This window comes from Collinsella sp. AM36-4AA (assembly GCF_003467795.1).
Classification (GTDB): domain Bacteria; phylum Actinomycetota; class Coriobacteriia; order Coriobacteriales; family Coriobacteriaceae; genus Collinsella.
Genome location: NZ_QSHS01000009.1, coordinates 23,983 through 40,703, shown reverse-complemented (window position 1 = coordinate 40,703; position 16,721 = coordinate 23,983). Strand labels below are relative to the sequence as shown.

The window sequence follows — 16,721 nt, the reverse complement described above, 5'->3', positions numbered from 1 at the left end:
TGTAGGAAGGACATCATGGAAAGCCGCAAGCCGTATCTCGCCACCCTGCCCGGACTCATCCTGGGCTGTCTTGTTTGCTGTGCACTCTGGGGATCGGCCTTTCCCTGCATCAAGATCGGCTACGCACTCTTTGGGATCCCGGCGCACGATAGCGCCTCGCAGCTGCTCTTTGCGGGCTTGCGCTTCACGCTTGCCGGCGCCCTGGTTATCGTTGGGATGAGTGCGGCCCAACGCCGCCCCCTCATTCCGCAGGCTCGCGACATCAAGCCCATCTTTGTCTTGTCGCTCTTCCAGACTATCGGGCAGTACTTCTTTTTCTATCTGGGCCTCTCGCGCGCCAGCGCCATGTCGAGCTCCATCATCGAGGCCAGCGCCAACTTCCTCGCAATCCTCTTTGCCGCCCTGGCATTTCACACCGAGAAGCTCAATACGGCCAAGGTGCTTGGCTGTGCGCTGGGCTTTGCCGGCGTCGCGCTCGTCAACCTCTCGGGCGCAGATGGCACCTTTGGCTTCAGGCTCGATGGCGAGGGCTTTATCCTAGCCTCCACTGTCGCGGGTGCTCTTTCGACCTGCCTGATCGGCATCTTCTCGCGCAAGCACGACGGCGTCTTGCTTGCCGGGTGGCAGTTCTTGGTCGGCGGCCTGGTCCTCACCGCCATCGGCTTTTTGATGGGTGGCGCGCTCTCCCCCACGGCGATTGTCCCCGCCATCGTGCTCATCATCTACATGGCGCTTATCTCCGCGGTCGCCTACTCGCTGTGGTCGCGCCTGCTTGCCGTCAACCCCGTCAGCCGCGTCTCGGTCTTTGGGTTTATGAACCCGGTCTTTGGCGTACTGCTGAGCGCACTGCTGCTTGGCGAGGGCGCCGGCACGAGCCCCGTTACCGTCATCGTTGCCCTGCTCTTGGTCTGCAGCGGCATCATCATCGTCAACAAACCCAAAAAAGCCTAGCGAACTGCCCTTATTTAGCAGAGAGATTCACATACTTCAATTTAATGGAGTACATCGGTGAGTTGAAGGCCACCACGCACGCAAGCGTGCGCCCCTTTTTCTAGCGTATCTGGACGCCGGCTTTCTTTTTCTCGGCCTTGACGCGGTAGAGCTCCGCATCGGCAGCGCGAAGCAAGTCTTGCCAGGTATCGACACCGTCACCGACCCGTGCGTAGCCGATGGACATCCGCAACAGATACGGCACGTCGGCACGTGCGAGCTCATCGTTGATTGCCGCACACAGGCTTATGATGTCCTGCTCCGCCGTCGCCTTTTGGAGCACCACGAACTCATCGCCGCCATAACGTGCGATAAAGCCGCCAGACGCCGAGCAGACTTCTTTGAGCGCAGCGGATATGACCTGAAGAGCGTGGTCGCCCTCCACATGCCCATAGCGATCGTTAATCTGCTTAAAGCCGTCGGCGTCCATCATAAGCAGATATACATCTTCGGCCTGATCCACATTTGAGAAGAGCGACAGCATATAGGTCTCAAAACGGTTGCGATTGTTAAGTCCAGTCAACGGGTCGGTCGAGATGAGCTGCTCCTGGTAGATGATGTAGAGCAGCAACATGCTAATCATTATGCCGACACAAAGGCCGGGCACCGAGTATACGACCTGAAAGGTACCGCCCACCAGGGCTGGAATGGCGAAAAATGCCAAGGTTCGATAGATGGCCTTCGTCTGCAGGCTCTCGACCCTGCGAGATTGCACAAACGCATGCAGGGACGTATGTATAACGTAACAGTAGCTGACGATGGGCTGGATCATATAGGCAAAGCCGCGACGATATACGCCCTGCGCATCGATATAGAACATAGTGTGCGTCCAGTAGCTGGTAAATGCCAGCACGACCACCAGAGCCGTAGGCAACGCTACAAGCACCACCCTATAGCGCGAGGTCAAAAGGCGAGAACCCTGCACCGTCTCGGAATAGATAAACCAAATGAGACACGCGATAGCAAAGAGCGAAAACGAAACCGCGTTGGAAATCCAGTTGGCAGCAATGCCCAACGTGCCGTCCACACCGTCCGAAAGCGTCCAGATCATATCGAATAATATGTACGCGGCAGAGGTGTAGCCAAGCATGCTAAACAATAGCTGCTGGGTGCTCGAGAACAAGGAGCGACGACTTCGCACGGCAAGCCCGATAAGAACAATCATGCATAGCACGAATATCTCAATCTTGAGTGCCTTAACCACTAGCGCCATCCCTTCAATACCCAAGTGGTCAGAATCGCCCAATTCGAATCAGGGCAATAAACACCCCTTTACTCCGCAGGGGTAAAGGGGATAATAGCAGAGCGCCCGAACATCACTGCAAAACAGTTTCTGTTCGGGCGCCCATACGGCGCGAATTGCACACGCCGGCATCATTGATGGGTATCGATTGCTACTCGCCATCGATGTCAGTCGCGACGGCCTCCTCTATGGCCTCTACACCGACAGGCGACAGATCCTCCTTGCCTTGGCAGAACTTCTTGTCGACCCAGCCAGTCAGAATCGGAGCCATAATCGCCGTGATGATAACGGCGGTGGCGATCTGCGCATACGCGGTGGGCGCAAGCTCGGCATAGCGCGGCGCGACCTCAGCAAGAGCAACCGGCGTGGTCATAGCCGTGCCGGCGATGGTGGAGCAAGCAACGGCGGCCTTGCCGTTGCCGCCGCACAAGCGCTCGAAGGCAAAGGTGATGGGGCCAACGATAAAGAGGGTGATGAGGCCCAGAAGGATGCCCGAGATGCCGCCGGTGATGAAGCTCGAAAGGCTCATGGACGCACCGAGCTGAAATCCGATGACGGCAATCGCGGGATTGGCACCGGGAACCAGCAGGTTCTTGATAAACGGGAACAGGTTGCCCAGAACCATGCCAATAACGAGTGGCAAGATGGAGCCGATAATGGTGCCAATGGGAATGTTGGCGAGGCCGGAAACACCGAGGATGATCATCGTGACGGCGGGGCCAGCCGTAAAGAACAGGATACCGACGGCGCCCTGCTCGGACTCATCGCCGAACTCGCCCATGATGCCCGTATAGAGCGCCATGTTGCAAAACGTGATGCCGCCGATGATAGACACGGAGCTCAGACCCAGGAAGTTGTCGTTAAAGAAATATGCCACGCCCAGGCCGAGAGCCGCTGCGACGACCAGCTTGGGGATCAGCACAACGATACCGGTCTTGATGGCACCCGGCGTGGACTTAAAGCTGATGCCGGCGCCCACAAACAGCAGGATCGCGGCGACGATGGTATTGGAGCCACCGCGGCAGGCAGCCGTAAAGAAGCCGCCGATCTCAAAAACCTGCGGGCAGAAGGTGTTGAGCAAAAGACCGACGATCATCGGATAGATCATGATGTCGCCCGGGATGCGCGGGACCTTGAATTTCTTTTGCTCGTTGGCGGTCGCTTCCTGTGCCATGAAACCCCCATTTCCGCTGACGGGGTACAAAAGCCCACGTCACACTTTGCTACAGTAAAGTTTGACCATGGTACCAGAAGAAATAGACCAGCTCGGTGAGAAATTCGATTCGTTGGACAGGGGCGCTAAACGTGCCCCGCTCTTATATGAGGCTCAAAACGATATAGAACACGATGCCCGAAACACAGCACCACAGCATCGATTTTGTCTTGACCGCCACGGCCACGACGCCGGCAGCCGCAATCCAGGGAACCAAGGCAGGCCAGGGTCCCGCGTCGAACGCGCCGGGGCTCACCAAGTCGTTGGCGACCAGCGCGGCAAAGGCAGCGGGCGGGATATAACCCAGGGCCTCGGTAATGCGGGGCGACAGCGTTCTCCCGCGCAAGGCAAACGCCGGCGCGATGCGAAAGAACGCGATAGCAGCCCACGACAACAGCCACAGAACCAAGAACTCGTTAACGGGCATCGCGGGCACCTCTTCCGTCTAATACAGCATCGCACGCCAGCGCAATGGCAATGCCGACCACGACGCTTGCCAGCACGGCAATATTCGTGAGGCCCAAGAACTTGCATACGGCGACGGACACCGCGCCCGAAACCGCCGCGACAACGTTGCCGCGCGACAGCCGCTGCGAAAAGAGTAGACAGATAAAGAGCGACGTGCAGACGAAACTCGCAATAGCGGTGGGAACATCGACAACGGCACCGACGATGGCACCCATCGTGCACGAAGCGCCCCATGTCGCGATGAGGATCACGTTGAGCACGAAGGATTCGCGCGGGCCCCAATCCTCCCCCTCAACCAGCTTGGCAAGCGAGATGCCGTATGCCTCCTCGGTGAGCGTCGCGGCAACAGCCAGCGTCTGACGCTTCGAGGCGCCCGCCAGATGGGGTGCGATCGATGCCGAGTAAAGAGCGAAGCGCGAGGAGATGGCGGCGACGCTCGCGATAATCGAAGGTGCCGGTACGCCCGCCAGCCAAAGATTGCAGATCATAAACTGGCCGCTGCCCGTCACAAACGTGCTGCTCAGAGCAAAGACCATCCAGGGCTCCATTCCCGTCTGCCCCATGATCATTCCGCACGGCGCGCCTATTGCAACATAGGTAAGCATCACTGGCCAGACGGTTCTAACGATTTTGAGCACCATACACTTCTCATCCTGATAAAGTCTCCGAGCCGCATGTAGCGACACGGCAGAATCATCATCCGACAGCAACCGAGTTCACCTACAATTGCCACCGGATCGAAAGACACAACTTTTTAGGAAGTCATTATGACAGCTATCGATCGAGACCGGGCGCGCGCGGCCTTCAAAAGCTACACCGATGCCTACGACGCCACCAACCCACGCATCGCGCTCAAAATCGAGCATACGTACCACGTGGCCGAGGCATGCGATGCCGTAGCGCGCGAGCAGGGCTGGTCGTCAGAAGATATTGACCTGGTATGGCTTTGCGGCCTGCTACACGATATGGGCCGCTTTGAGCAGCTGCGACGCTGGGACACCTTTAAGGACGCCGAGAGCATGGGCCATGCGGCGCTGGGCATCGAGGTCCTCTTTGGCGAGAATCCCGCCGATGCACCCGTCGTAACAAGCATCCGCGACTTTATCGATGACCCGGCAGAAGATGAGCTCATCCGAGCGAGCATTGCCTATCACAGCGATTTCCGTCTACCCGCGCAGCTCGACGTGCGCACGCGAAGCTTCTGCGATATCGTGCGCGATGGTGACAAGATCGACATTATGCGCACCATCGCCGACAGCACCGTCGAGACCATCCTCAAGGTGGATGAGGACACGTTTCTCGCCAGCCACTTCTCGACACCGGCGCTTACCGCCTTTGACGAGCATCGCTGCGTCGCGCGTGACGAGCGCAACGAGCCGGCGGACTACCTGGTGGGGCTCATCTGCTTTATGTTTGAGCTCGTCCATCCGGCAAGCCGTGCACTGGCGCGCGAGCAAGGCGATATCTATCGCCTGCTCGACGCGCCCTTTGGCATTACGCGGCCCTTTACCGACCCCGCCACGCAGGCAACCTGGAGCCGCCTAAAGGACGAGATGCGCGACTGGCTGACGCGCGCTTAGCGCTCAAGCTGAGCCAGCAGCTCCTCAACGATCTCAACGGCATCGCCGACGACCTTGTACTGGGCGGCACCAAAGATGGGGGCATCCGGGTCCTCATTGATGGCGACAATGCACTCCGCCCCACCGATGCCGGCGAGATGCTGGATAGCGCCCGAGACACCGATGCTCACGAGGAGCTTGGGCGAGACCGATACACCCGTCTGGCCAATTTGGTGGCGATACTCCAACCAGCCTGCCTCCACAATGGGACGCGTGCAACCAAGCTCGGCACCCAGGGCATCGGCGAGCTTTCGCATCAGGGGCAGATTCTTCTTGGAGCCGATGCCGCGGCCCACCACGACCAGACGCTCGGCATCGGCAATTGAGGCCTGCTGTCCCCACTCCTCGGCGGGAATCGAGATCTCGACGCGGGCCTTAACGTCATCCGCAAGCACTACCTGGGCAATCGTGCCGGAGCGGCTATAGTCAAACTCGGGCGCCTTAAAGATGCCGGGGCGCACCGTTGCCATCTGAGGACGGTGGTTGGGGCAGATAATGGTGGCCACCAGGTTGCCGCCAAACGCCGGGCGCGTCTGCTGCAGCAGGCCCGTCTCCGTATCCATAGAAAGCACCGTGCAATCGGCCGTAAGGCCCGTCTGCAAGCGCACGGCCACACCGGGCGCCAGCTCGCGACCAAAGGCGGTCGCGCCGTACAGAATGGCCTCGGGCTTGCGCTCGGCTACCAAATCGCAGATCAAGCGGGCGTAGACCTCCGCGTCGTTCTGACGCAGGCGCTCGTCACGACAGACCAGAACTTCGTCCGCACCGGCGCAAATCAGATGCTCCAGGTCCCCGAGTGAGCCCTCGGGGCTCATGCCGACCAGTGCCACCAGACGGCAGCCGCGGGCATCGGCAAGCTCGCGCCCCTTGCCCATGAGCTCGAAGGCCACGGATGCCACGGCATCGTGCTTGTCAGTTTGCACGAAGATCCAGATGTCTCGATATGCGTCAAGGTCTGCCGCGCCGGCGGCCTCGTCGCGCTCAATCGAGATGGCGTTGACGGGGCAGGCGTCGACGCACCCACCGCACAGGATACAGCCGTCGGTTACGCGGGCACAGCGATTGGGGCGCTCACCCTCCACCACAATGCCGCCCGAGGCGCAGGCGCGAACGCAGCGACCGCAGCCGATACAGGCTTCGCTATCGATAATCAGCCCGCTCATCTATGCCATCCCCTCGATAATCTTGGCAAGTTTTACCGCCTGCTCGGACGCCGTTCCCTCAACGGCCTCGCACGTTTGGTCACGGTCGGGCACAAACGAGCGCACGACCTGCGTCGGTGATCCGGCAAGGCCGCAACGCGAGGGATCGGCGTTTACGTCGGCAGCGCTGGCCACACGCACGTCTGCATCCTCGGCCGCGCGAATACCGGCAATACTCGGCATGCGCAGCTGGCCAATCTCCTTGGCGGTCGTCATCGCACACGGCATCTCCAGGTACACCGTCTCCTCGCCGGCATCGCAGCCGTGGACGAGCGCCAGCGAGCCACACGTCGTAAATCCCGCGCTCTGCACACAGCTCACGTCGGTCACGCAGGGGACCCCAAAGGCGCCGGCCAGCTCGGGGCCGATCTGGGCCGTATCGCCGTCCACTGCCATCTTGCCGCAGATGAGCAGGTCAAAGTCCTCATCGAGTGCCTCGATGCCGCATTTGAGGGCATAGGTGGTGGCTAGGGTATCGGCGCCCGCAAAGGCTCGGTCGGTCAGCAGCAGCGCGTCGTCGGCACCGCGGGCGATGCAGTCGCACAGCAGCGATTCGGTCGCGGGGATGCCCATCGACACCACCGTCACACGCACGTCCATGCCAAAGCCGATAAAGTCGTCCTTCAGCGCTAGCGCACATTCGAGAGCACTTGCATCGAAGGGATTAATGACCGCCTGCTTGCCATCACGCACGATAGTATTGGTCTTGGGGTCCATCTTGACCTCGGTGCTTCCGGGCACCGCCTTGACGCACACCACCATATGGAAATCACTCATCTTCACGCGCCCCCTTTCTGGACGAGTTCATCCAAGAGCTTCTCCGTAAACAGGTTGCCGCGACCCAGCTGGCCGGCAGGATCGAGCTGGAGTTTGAGGCGCGCCGACTCGACCATGGCCTCGTGGCCGTACATCGTCTCCAAGAAGCCCGCCTTGATCTTGCCGACGCCGTGTTCGGCAGAAACGGCACCACCCATGGCCGTGACCTCGGAAGCCCACTGGGCAAAGAGCTCTCCACCACGACGGTAGTCTTGCGCATCGCGCGGCAGGATGTTCACATGCAGATGGTTGTTCCCGATGTGTCCCCAGGCAGCAAACTCAAGCCCGCTTTCGGCCAGCGTGCGGCGATAGAGGGCCACGACATCGGCAAGGCGTGCATTGGGCACCGACATATCCGATCCCAGCTTGGTAATGGTGGGGTCGGTGCGGCGACGCTCGTCGATGAGCATGTTGACGCTCTCGGGCACCGCGTGGCGGAAGAACCGCTGGCACTCGCGATCGACTTCGGTGCGGGCGACCCATGTCGCATCGTCGCGGCCGCCCGCAAGCTCCAGCACCCATCCCAAGTGGTACAGCTCCTCGGTCGCCTGCGCCTCGTCATCGCAATCGAGCTCCACGTAGACACAGACCTTTGCCTCGTCGTCGAGCGCCGGCAGCGAGGCAAACGCCGTCGACTGCTCGCGCTGGCGACGTAGAATATCCAGGGCGCCAGCATCGAAGTACTCGATGGCAGCCGCATGGGACAGGACAGGGCGCACGGAATCGGTAAAGGACACCGCCTTGTCCTCGCTATCGAAAAAGCAACTCACACCCCAAACGACCGCAGGCGCCGCCTGCAGGGCAATCTCGAGCTCGGTGATAACGCCGAGCGTGCCGCACGCGCCGATAAAGAGGTCGATGGCGTCCATATCGTCCGCAACGAAATAGCCTGAGGCATTTTTTGTCTCGGGCATGGTATAGCCGGGAAGATCGAGCTCGAGCGTACGGCCCTCTGCCGTCACGAGCGACAGGTGGCGGCCCTGGGCAAAAGCCTCGCCGCGCTGAAGCTCAAGCAAATCGCCATCAGCCAGCGCGACGTGGAGTCCCGTGATATGCGGGCGCATGGGGCCGTAAGCGTAGCTGCGGGCGCCGGAGGCGTTGCATGCCGCCATGCCACCCAGACAGGCAGATGCCTCGGTGGGATCGGTGGGAAAGAACTGCTCGGGGGACTCTTGGAACTCCTCGTAGGCCTCAAGCGATGCCTGGTCCCAACCAGCGGTCGGCAGTACCTTCTTGCTCAGCTGCTTACGCAGCTCCGAGAGCACAACGCCCGGCTCCACGCGCAGCAGAAATTGGCCTTGTTCATCGCGGCGAAGGCCCAAGTAGCGATTCATACGGGAAGTATTGAGGATATGCCCACCGTGGGGCACGGCACCGGCGGCAAGGCCGGTTCGGGCGCCCTGAACCGTTACCGGGACACGCTCGGCATGGAGCGTTTCCAAAATGGCACGGACCTCGTCTTCCGTTGTCGGAAACGAGATGCTCGATGCTTCGCCCGATGCACGAGATTCATCGCGGCCATACTCTTCGAACTCATCGGTGAAGGGTTTAATGGTTGCAGACACGCGAACTCCCCCTTTAGCTAACTACAGTGTTTGCAGGGAGATGTTACCGCATCGTTTCGTCGACGTGTTCGAGACCGTCTCCATAATTGGCGTTTTTTACGTTCGTGCAATTCGGCGAACGGCAAGTCTTCCTCGGCAGACGAAGCTTTTAACACATATGGTCACGCCGTCGCCGATCGCTCGATTGTCGCTCGAAAAAAAGTTGAAGTAATTTTTGCTGCCTTTTACCTGCGGAGATGTCAATCCGTCAAGCATTTGGTCAGAAATTGGTCAAGTAGCGGCTGATACGGTCGGCATCGACAGCCAAAACCGATAGAAGTTTGGCCCCAGAAGCAGGGAGGTTCCCATGGCATATTACTGGCCCCAGTACGGCGTCGCCATCGAGGTCGACGACGATCCCTATCTCCTGCCTTTCGACGAAGAGGCGTTCCCCGATACGGCGGTCTACCACGTCACCACCGATGTTATCTGCGACCCCGAGTCGTTCTCGGCGCTCGCCCACCACATCGCGCGTATCCACGACATCGAGCTCCCTCGCGACTTCGACGAGCTCATCTACTCGCGCCGCCTGATGCTCCACATGCTCTTTGGAGCGGACCCGTCCACGTTCGCACGTGTCTATACCACCAAGGACGCCGCATGAGTGCGAAGAAGCCGCCCCGCCTCGCAGGACTGGGGCGTCGCAAGAAACTCGTCGTTGTCTGCCTGGCTATCGTCTGCGCCCTCATCGCCGTAGGGCTATACGTCTGGCAGTCGCAGCCCGTGCCCGAAGCGGGCGCCTCAGTCACGACGGCAGAGGGTAAATCGCGCCAAGAAATCCAAGATGAGCTCGATGCCATCGTCCGCGACAACATGATGACGATTTCGGTCGCGCCGGTCGCTCAGCTGCAGGAGAACGGCAAGCTGCGCGTCAACGTGCAAAACGTCCAAGACAATAAATTTCCCCAGCGATTCCGCGTCATCCAAAACGACGAGACCATGTACGAATCCGGTGTGGTCGAGACCGGCAAGACAATCGAGACGTGCCCCGCCGACGACATCAAAGAAGGCGAGGCGTACATCGAGATTCAGGCACTCGATGCCAAGACCCTCGACTGCCACGGCAATCCGACACGCGTCAAGGTACGGGTTGAGCGAGCCGAGAACTAGCTTTTCCGGCCGACGCGGCACCGCGCGCAATTCACCAGCATTCGTCCAATCATCGCGGGGACGGCCCGCGGCGAATAGAAAGGAACGATCATGGACATCACCAGGAACATGAACGGAGCCAGAGCGCTCGTCGTGGGCGCAGGGCTCGCGCTCGCGCTCGCAATGGGCGCCGCCCCGACGCCAGCTATGGCAGCCGGGCGCGTTGGAACCACGAAAGTAATGGTCAGGACCGAGATCGACAACGTTGAGTTCAAAGTTCCGACGGTTATTCCCTTCGTCGCCAAGGCCGACGGCACGCTTCAGGGCCCCTCAGAAGACGCGACCACCATCGACAATCATTCAGCCTACGGCATCCATGTCACCAACATGAAGATCGACGCCATGAACACCTGGACCATTGCCGCCGACGCCAAGGCCGGAACCGCGCAGAACTCCATCGACTTTAAGGTCGGCCCCGACGGCGCACTCCAGAACGCCAGTGCCGCAATGCAGGGGACGGGCCTCGATCTTTCCAAGAATGCAGCCTTCGACATGGGCTACCAGGGCATTGCCGGCGGCACGGACAAAATTAAGCTCAAGACAAGCGGAAACGTCGCCCGCGTCACGCGCGACATCCTCCACGTAACCGGCGAAGGCGATCAGGTTGCAACGATCACCTGGACGGTCGAGCCCGGTGCGCACACGGCATAAGGCCGTCGCCCTGGCCGCCGCCGTCAGTATCCTAGCGTTTGGGCCAGCCATGGCCTTTGCCCAGCAAGAACAGGCGCAGGCCGCCACGCAAGTGACGGTCGACCTCTCGGAGCTCGACCGCGGCGACCGCGAGGAACCGTTGGCACAGACGGACGACAGACGATGGCTCTTGGCAGCAGGCGCCACAGCAGCAGGCGCGGGAACCGCCGGCCTCGGTCTGCACATCAAACGCAGCCAGAAACAAAACACGGACAGGCCGCACTAAATTAGCTAAGGAGACCCCATGGCATCGAAGAACCTTTTGCCCGTCGTCGCACTCTGCGGCGCGCTCGCAACCGGAACGCCTGTCGCCGCTTGGGCGACTCCCGTCATGGCAGACTCCTTACCAGCAGCCCTAAGCTCCGCACCAAATCCGTCGAGCGCCATTGCGTGCAAGCGTTTTTCGTTCGCACAGGCCGCAATCTCAACCTCGGGATGCCTTCGTCGTAATACGGACGGCTCGATAGTCGTGGATATCAATCGTTCGAACAAGGCAAACGGCTCCCAGGCGGGGTGCGCCGTCTGCACGTGGCGCTCGATTGTGCTCGATACAGATGGCGATCCGTGCGATTTGGGGTTGCGCATCGATATCGCTTCGGTCGATGACTCGGCAAACGGAGCGAAGGTCGCCTTCGACGGTGCGTTTTTCGAGAAAGGAGGCGGTATATGTCTGGGCTGCGCCGCCGCGAATGCAGATGACACGCAGCCCACCCTCTCATTCACGGCATCGTTGCGGCTGACCAAAGCCGGCACCGATGCCATCGCGGCGGGAGAAGCGTCCCTGCTGTTCTACGCCGTCAGCACCAAAGACACAGACGCTCATTTCGAGAAGCCAGCCGGATCACTCAGCCTTACACGAGGGATAGAGGCAGGCCCTATTGAAATCGATGCCCACGCGCAAAGCAGGCAACGCATTCTTGCCGACCCGGCGCTTCTCGAAATGGAGTGGAATGGATCCGGAGCCATCGGAATTCTCCCCTCCGCGCTTGACGCCAAGACGCTCCCCTCAAACGACGAACCCATCAACGCAACCATACAAGAAGAGAGCACGGACAAAGAAGCAGGTGCGGGCGACACGCCGTCGCCGACAAACAGCGTCCCAGCTTCTTTCGAAGCGCCGAATGTGCCCGCTACCGGTCCAAACGATCCCGAGCTCGCGGACAGTCTGGGGCTTGCTGATCCTCAGGAGATCGATGAAGGTAACTGCTGCGTGCTTGCCGCCCTCGACCACACAGAGGTCATCGACGCCGCGAGCATCGAAGTTGCCGCCGCCAATCAGCCCGTCCGCAAGTCGGCCATCATCGCATTTCCCGAATCCATCGAAGTCGTCTTTTTGCCATCGGGCGAGGTCGTGGCCCCAACACTGCTCACCTTGTTGGGCGCCAAGAATACTCGAAACGAAATTAAAAAGGTCACGGTTGTCGACCCTGCAACCACCGCTAAACTGCGTCTATACGCCGTTGCCCCAGACGGAAGCAAGACCTTGGAATTCGATGGCGACACACTTCTAGCCTGGCGACGTCTGGACATTATGCAAGACGTCTCGTATCAGATCGAACTCGAAGGGTTTGATCGTACCCGCGATGCCAATATCATCGCCGCGGCTATTGAATCCCCACAGCGGCTTATGACACTGCGCTTTGACTACTATCCCTATGTCCCGACAACCACCTGAGGCTTAAATACTGCGCGTCGTTGCTAATACCACTTATATAACGTATTAGATGAGTCGCGATGTGTCTCGCATTCCATTCTGCTACGATTGCCACGTTGGCATCAATACAGGAGGGCTCATGCCGGGCTTGGGAACAATCATCAACGTTGTCCTTTTAGTTGCGGGCGGTCTTTTGGGATTAGCGGGCGGTCGCTTTATCACACCGCGTATCCAAGACACGCTCATGAAAGCGTCGGGGCTGTGCGTCCTGTTTATCGGCCTTGGCGGCACCATGCAAAAGATGCTCCTTATCGATGGAAAGGCGCTGTCGACCACCGGTACCACCATGCTCATCGTCTCATTTGCGCTCGGTTCGCTCATCGGCGAGGCCGTCGACTTGGAAGCCGCCATTGAGAACCTTGGCGAATGGCTCAAGCGCAAAACCGGCAGCGAGGGCGATAACGAGTTCACCAACGCTTTTGTCTCGACTTCGCTCACCGTGTGTATCGGCGCCATGGCCATTGTGGGATCGATTCAGGACGGCCTGCTCGGCGACTGGTCAACGCTTGCCCTCAAGGGCGCACTGGACTGCATCATCGTCTGCACCATGACGGCCTCACTTGGCCGCGGCTGCATCTTTTCCGCCCTGCCCGTCGCCGTGTTCCAGGGGACGATCACGCTGTTTGCCGGTGCACTCTCCCCCATCATGACCACGGCAGCCCTCGACAGCCTTTCGCTCGTAGGCTCCATGCTCATCTTCTGCGTCGGCGTCAACCTTATCCGTCCTCAGACCTTCCGCACTGCCAATATGCTTCCCTCCGTCATCATCGCCGTCATCTACGCCCTCCTGTTCTAAATCTATCTACGTAGCGGTATCTCGAACATCTGTTTGATGCTGTGCTATGATATGAGGTCACCGTAGCTGCGTTCGAGAGGAGGAGCGGTGGCCGACCAGGACATCAAGATGCTCATCGAGCGCATTATGGCCGAGGCTCGGACCCATCAGTCCGCCCGCTTCTCAAACGAAATCTACGCAGACGAGCCGATTCTCAAGACCGGCCGACAGATGCAGAACTTCCTCCCCGACCAATACCGCAAGATGCGTGAGATATCGCGTTGGCAAGAAGACCCAAAGGGCGGCGCGGGCCGTTGGCTTTCGGAAGCCGAACTTTTCTACCGCCAAGGCCTGCTGATGGCCGACTTTGAGGACGACTGTCCCTACAACGGCACCTTTAAGTCGTACTTTCCCACCTACAACGCCATGAGCGACCGGCAGTTGCGCGGCTACTTTACCTGGCGTGCCCAAGTGCGCCGCGGGAATATCGAGGAGACATCGACCTCGTTTGCCTTCTTGTATCTCTACGAGCTGATCTGCGGCATTGGCGTAGATGATCCGCTCGATGGTTTTAACAAGATCAAGGCTTTTTGGGATGTCTATCGCGCCTTCGAGCCCGGCATCGACCGGTTTGCGCGCGTGTGGCTGCAGGACTACGCCGTGTTCCACGGGCTCGACCCCAAGCTGCTTCGTGACTCTAAAACCGTCATGTTCGATAACGCCCTTATCGAGCTGCGGCGCGCGGCACGAGACCTTGTACCAGCACCGGCACCGTCGGACCAGGCGCCCAAGCGTCGCAAGGCCTCCGAGCCCACGCTCCCCCTTCCGCCCGACGAGGCGCGCGAGGAACGACTCATGGCCGCCATCAATGCCCTCTCCACGTACAACCTAAGTAACTCGCGGCTCGACCGCAGCCACCACCGCGATCTGCGCCACGTGGCGTGCGCCGCGTATGTCCGCATGACGCGCTACTATGACACGCACCGAAAGACCGGCATCGTGGCGAGTTTATTTGGGGAGGAGACGGCCATGCCCTACACCATGTTTGCGTCGGCCGTATTCTTTGCGCCCGAGCGCCACGAGGACTGCGAATATCGCCTGGACCCCATTCACGTCTACCGCTGCCAAAACGGGTTTTGGGAATGCATGCGCATTCACGGCAGCAGACAAAAAAGTAGCAAGCTCGGTGAGATGATGCGCGCCTGCGACCAGCGCCTACGCCTGGCCCTGGACCCCGCCCATCCCCTTAAGGAAGAGAAGGTCCCCAAATATCTGGCCAAGATTATCGATGACGAAATCACGGCATGGCTTTCATGGGATGCCGCACATCAGCCCGTCAAGATCGATATCGACCTGAGCCAGCTGGGGCACATTCGGAGCGCCGCCGCACAAACGCGCGAGGCGCTTTTGATCGACGAGGAGCGCGAAGACAGCACGCTTGCAGATGCCGAGACAGCGGACTCAGGGCAACCGGAAGCCGAGCCCGCGACCGCCGCGACGGTCGAGGCGGTCGCGGCGGCCGCAGGGCAGGACGAGGACGACGAGCCGACCATATCCACCGAACAGTTTGGCGTCGTGGCACCGCTTCTCGTGCCGACGCCCACGTCCGCAGCAACTGCCTCCGCTGACGCTGCGAACGAACTCGCACCAGCCGCAGCCGTCTATCTGCGCGCACTGCTCGAGCAGAACACGGCGCAGGCGGCGTCGGCGGTTGAGAGGTCGGGGCAGAGCGAGGACATGCTCGTCGATACCATCAACGAGGCGCTCTTTGACCTGGTGGGCGACACCGTAATTGAATTTAGCGCGGCAGGGCCGCAGATTATCGAGGACTACGAAGCAGACGTGAGAGGATACCTAGACCATGAGTGATACCGCATCCGCAGCACCTCGCGTGCCCAAGCGCGTCGCTGCCGTCATTCTCAACTCGCTCAAGGGCGGCGTGGTCCCGCGCATCGGCCTTCCTTACATCACCGTAGGGCGCGAGGTCGAGATCCGCGCCCTGCTCACCGATCTGAGTCTCATCGCCGACGGTGGCGCGAGCTTCCGCTTTCTGGTCGGTCGTTACGGCGCCGGCAAGAGCTTTTTGCTCCAGACCATCCGCACGCACGCCATGGGCGAGGGATTCGTCGTCGCTGATGCCGACCTGTCGCCCGAGCGCCGCCTGCAGGGCGGTCAGGGACAGGGCCTTGCCACCTACCGCGAGCTCATCCGCAATATATCGACCAAGACGCGCCCCGAGGGCGGTGCGCTCAACCTTATTCTGGATCGCTGGGTCGCCTCGTGTGCCGACGTCGACGAGTCGGTCGTCAATGCCCAACTGGCCCCGCTCGAGGAGATGGTCCACGGCTTCGACTTCACCCGCATGCTCCGCCGCTATCGCATGGCCGCATCCGGGGGCGACGAAGAGGCCATGAGCCGCGTGACCAAATGGATTCGCGGCGAATACCGCACCAAGAGCGAGGCACGCGCCGAGCTGGGCTCCTCGACCATCATCAGCGATGACGACTGGTACGACTACGTTAAGCTCATTGCGCGCTTTTTGGTCTGCAGCGGCTACAAGGGCATGCTGGTGCTCATCGACGAACTCGTGAATCTGTATAAGATTCCCAACGCCATCACGCGCCAATACAACTACGAAAAGATCCTGACCATGTACAACGACACACTTCAGGGCAAGGCGCAGTACCTGGGCATGATCATGGGCGGCACGCCAACCTCCATCGAAGACCGCCGCCGCGGCGTGTTCTCCTACGAGGCCCTGCGCAGCCGACTCGCTCAGGGTCGCTTTGCGCGCGAGGACCTTAAGGACATGCTCGCGCCCATCATCCGCCTGCAGCCACTCACCTATGAGGAGTTGCTGGTGCTCATCGAAAAACTCATGCAGATCCATGCCGGCTACTTTGGCTGGACACCCACGCTTACCGAAAACGACTTGGTGGACTTTCTCAAGATTGAGTTTGGCCGCGTGGGGGCCGACACGCATCTGACGCCGCGTGAAGTCATTCGTGACTTTATCGAGCTGCTCGACATCCTATGCCAAAACCCCGACGCCAACGTGGCCGAGCTGCTGCAAAGCGTCGGCGGCGACGCGTTGGCGCCGGCAACCGCAACAGGCGACACCGATACCGCAGGCGGCGACCGTAACTTCGCCGAATTCACCATCTAACCTGCCAATAAGGGACAGGTTTATTTTGGCAGGTTTTATCTGGGCAAACGTTGAAGCAGTAATGCAGCAAGC

Annotated in this window: 17 protein-coding genes; 10 read left to right on the top strand and 7 right to left on the bottom strand. The window is 60.1% G+C overall.

Going from position 1 to position 16,721, the window contains the following annotated elements:
- Nucleotides 1-15 precede the first annotated feature (15 nt).
- Nucleotides 16-951, top strand: coding sequence for a DMT family transporter (locus tag DW850_RS04465; protein ID WP_117582905.1), 936 nt, complete (start codon nucleotides 16-18; stop codon nucleotides 949-951).
- A 100-nt stretch (nucleotides 952-1,051) separates the two neighbouring features.
- On the opposite strand, the gene DW850_RS04460 is transcribed toward DW850_RS04465, so the two are convergent.
- From DW850_RS04460 to DW850_RS04445, 4 genes are all read right to left on the bottom strand, one after another.
- Complete coding sequence (locus tag DW850_RS04460; protein WP_158565220.1) at nucleotides 1,052-2,194, bottom strand: diguanylate cyclase; 1,143 nt, start codon at nucleotides 2,192-2,194, stop codon at nucleotides 1,052-1,054.
- Nucleotides 2,195-2,384: 190 nt separating this feature from the next.
- Nucleotides 2,385-3,407: a 2-keto-3-deoxygluconate permease gene (locus DW850_RS04455; protein WP_117635479.1), complete on the bottom strand. Its 1,023-nt coding sequence runs from the start codon at nucleotides 3,405-3,407 to the stop codon at nucleotides 2,385-2,387.
- Between the two features lie 142 nt (nucleotides 3,408-3,549).
- Entirely contained in the window at nucleotides 3,550-3,873 is a 324-nt protein-coding gene (locus tag DW850_RS04450) for an AzlD domain-containing protein (RefSeq protein ID WP_117563496.1), read from the bottom strand.
- Nucleotides 3,863-4,519: an AzlC family ABC transporter permease gene (locus DW850_RS04445; protein ID WP_255413342.1), complete on the bottom strand. Its 657-nt coding sequence runs from the start codon at nucleotides 4,517-4,519 to the stop codon at nucleotides 3,863-3,865. Before DW850_RS04445 ends, DW850_RS04450 begins: the two co-directional genes overlap by 11 nt.
- Nucleotides 4,520-4,681: 162 nt before the next feature.
- Between DW850_RS04445 and DW850_RS04440 the strand changes: the two genes are divergently transcribed.
- Nucleotides 4,682-5,494, top strand: a complete 813-nt coding sequence (locus DW850_RS04440; protein WP_117786360.1) for an HD domain-containing protein — start codon at nucleotides 4,682-4,684, stop codon at nucleotides 5,492-5,494.
- On the opposite strand, the gene DW850_RS04435 is transcribed toward DW850_RS04440, so the two are convergent.
- From DW850_RS04435 to DW850_RS04425, 3 genes are read right to left on the bottom strand one after another with little or no spacing between them, the layout of a single operon-like run.
- Complete coding sequence (locus DW850_RS04435) at nucleotides 5,491-6,696, bottom strand: electron transfer flavoprotein subunit alpha (protein ID WP_117786359.1); 1,206 nt, start codon at nucleotides 6,694-6,696, stop codon at nucleotides 5,491-5,493. The genes DW850_RS04440 and DW850_RS04435 overlap by 4 nt on opposite strands.
- Nucleotides 6,697-7,512 carry an electron transfer flavoprotein subunit beta/FixA family protein gene (locus tag DW850_RS04430; RefSeq protein ID WP_117786358.1) on the bottom strand — a complete coding sequence of 272 codons (816 nt, stop codon included), beginning with the start codon at nucleotides 7,510-7,512 and terminating at the stop codon, nucleotides 6,697-6,699.
- A 2-nt stretch (nucleotides 7,513-7,514) separates the two neighbouring features.
- Nucleotides 7,515-9,116: an FAD-binding oxidoreductase gene (locus DW850_RS04425; protein WP_117786357.1), complete on the bottom strand. Its 1,602-nt coding sequence runs from the start codon at nucleotides 9,114-9,116 to the stop codon at nucleotides 7,515-7,517.
- Nucleotides 9,117-9,462: 346 nt separating this feature from the next.
- On the opposite strand from DW850_RS04425, the gene DW850_RS04420 reads away from it, so the two are divergent.
- The 8 genes from DW850_RS04420 (at nucleotide 9,463) to DW850_RS04385 (ending at nucleotide 16,649) form a co-directional block, all read left to right on the top strand.
- Nucleotides 9,463-9,759: a hypothetical protein gene (locus DW850_RS04420; protein WP_117786356.1), complete on the top strand. Its 297-nt coding sequence runs from the start codon at nucleotides 9,463-9,465 to the stop codon at nucleotides 9,757-9,759.
- Nucleotides 9,756-10,265, top strand: coding sequence for a hypothetical protein (locus tag DW850_RS04415; protein WP_117786355.1), 510 nt, complete (start codon nucleotides 9,756-9,758; stop codon nucleotides 10,263-10,265). Before DW850_RS04420 ends, DW850_RS04415 begins: the two co-directional genes overlap by 4 nt.
- 90 nt (nucleotides 10,266-10,355) lie before the next feature.
- Nucleotides 10,356-10,955, top strand: coding sequence for a hypothetical protein (locus DW850_RS04410; RefSeq protein ID WP_117786354.1), 600 nt, complete (start codon nucleotides 10,356-10,358; stop codon nucleotides 10,953-10,955).
- A complete protein-coding gene (locus DW850_RS04405; protein WP_117786353.1) occupies nucleotides 10,939-11,220 on the top strand; it encodes a hypothetical protein in 282 nt (93 codons plus the stop codon). The genes DW850_RS04410 and DW850_RS04405 overlap by 17 nt, the downstream gene beginning before the upstream one ends.
- 18 nt (nucleotides 11,221-11,238) lie before the next feature.
- Entirely contained in the window at nucleotides 11,239-12,669 is a 1,431-nt protein-coding gene (locus DW850_RS04400; protein WP_117786352.1) for a hypothetical protein, read from the top strand.
- A gap of 118 nt (nucleotides 12,670-12,787) precedes the next feature.
- Complete coding sequence (locus DW850_RS04395; protein WP_199411025.1) at nucleotides 12,788-13,504, top strand: DUF554 domain-containing protein; 717 nt, start codon at nucleotides 12,788-12,790, stop codon at nucleotides 13,502-13,504.
- 87 nt (nucleotides 13,505-13,591) lie between these two features.
- On the top strand, nucleotides 13,592-15,352 hold the full coding sequence (locus DW850_RS04390) for a TerB N-terminal domain-containing protein (RefSeq protein ID WP_233540613.1): 1,761 nt from the start codon (nucleotides 13,592-13,594) through the stop codon (nucleotides 15,350-15,352).
- Entirely contained in the window at nucleotides 15,345-16,649 is a 1,305-nt protein-coding gene (locus DW850_RS04385; protein WP_117563507.1) for an ATP-binding protein, read from the top strand. The genes DW850_RS04390 and DW850_RS04385 overlap by 8 nt, the downstream gene beginning before the upstream one ends.
- The last annotated feature ends 72 nt before the right edge of the window (nucleotides 16,650-16,721 follow it).

Excerpts from the sequence above, each read along its gene's own strand:
- DW850_RS04465 (WP_117582905.1), top strand. The coding sequence starts at position 16 with ATGGAAAGCCGCAAGCCGTATCTCGCCACCCTGCCCGGACTCATCCTG.
- DW850_RS04455 (WP_117635479.1), bottom strand. The coding sequence starts at position 3,407 with ATGGCACAGGAAGCGACCGCCAACGAGCAAAAGAAATTCAAGGTCCCG.
- DW850_RS04450 (WP_117563496.1), bottom strand. The coding sequence starts at position 3,873 with ATGCCCGTTAACGAGTTCTTGGTTCTGTGGCTGTTGTCGTGGGCTGCT.
- DW850_RS04445 (WP_255413342.1), bottom strand. The coding sequence starts at position 4,519 with ATGCTTACCTATGTTGCAATAGGCGCGCCGTGCGGAATGATCATGGGG.
- DW850_RS04440 (WP_117786360.1), top strand. The coding sequence starts at position 4,682 with ATGACAGCTATCGATCGAGACCGGGCGCGCGCGGCCTTCAAAAGCTAC.
- DW850_RS04435 (WP_117786359.1), bottom strand. The coding sequence starts at position 6,696 with ATGAGCGGGCTGATTATCGATAGCGAAGCCTGTATCGGCTGCGGTCGC.
- DW850_RS04430 (WP_117786358.1), bottom strand. The coding sequence starts at position 7,512 with ATGAGTGATTTCCATATGGTGGTGTGCGTCAAGGCGGTGCCCGGAAGC.
- DW850_RS04420 (WP_117786356.1), top strand. The coding sequence starts at position 9,463 with ATGGCATATTACTGGCCCCAGTACGGCGTCGCCATCGAGGTCGACGAC.
- DW850_RS04415 (WP_117786355.1), top strand. The coding sequence starts at position 9,756 with ATGAGTGCGAAGAAGCCGCCCCGCCTCGCAGGACTGGGGCGTCGCAAG.
- DW850_RS04410 (WP_117786354.1), top strand. The coding sequence starts at position 10,356 with ATGGACATCACCAGGAACATGAACGGAGCCAGAGCGCTCGTCGTGGGC.
- DW850_RS04400 (WP_117786352.1), top strand. The coding sequence starts at position 11,239 with ATGGCATCGAAGAACCTTTTGCCCGTCGTCGCACTCTGCGGCGCGCTC.
- DW850_RS04395 (WP_199411025.1), top strand. The coding sequence starts at position 12,788 with ATGCCGGGCTTGGGAACAATCATCAACGTTGTCCTTTTAGTTGCGGGC.
- DW850_RS04385 (WP_117563507.1), top strand. The coding sequence starts at position 15,345 with ATGAGTGATACCGCATCCGCAGCACCTCGCGTGCCCAAGCGCGTCGCT.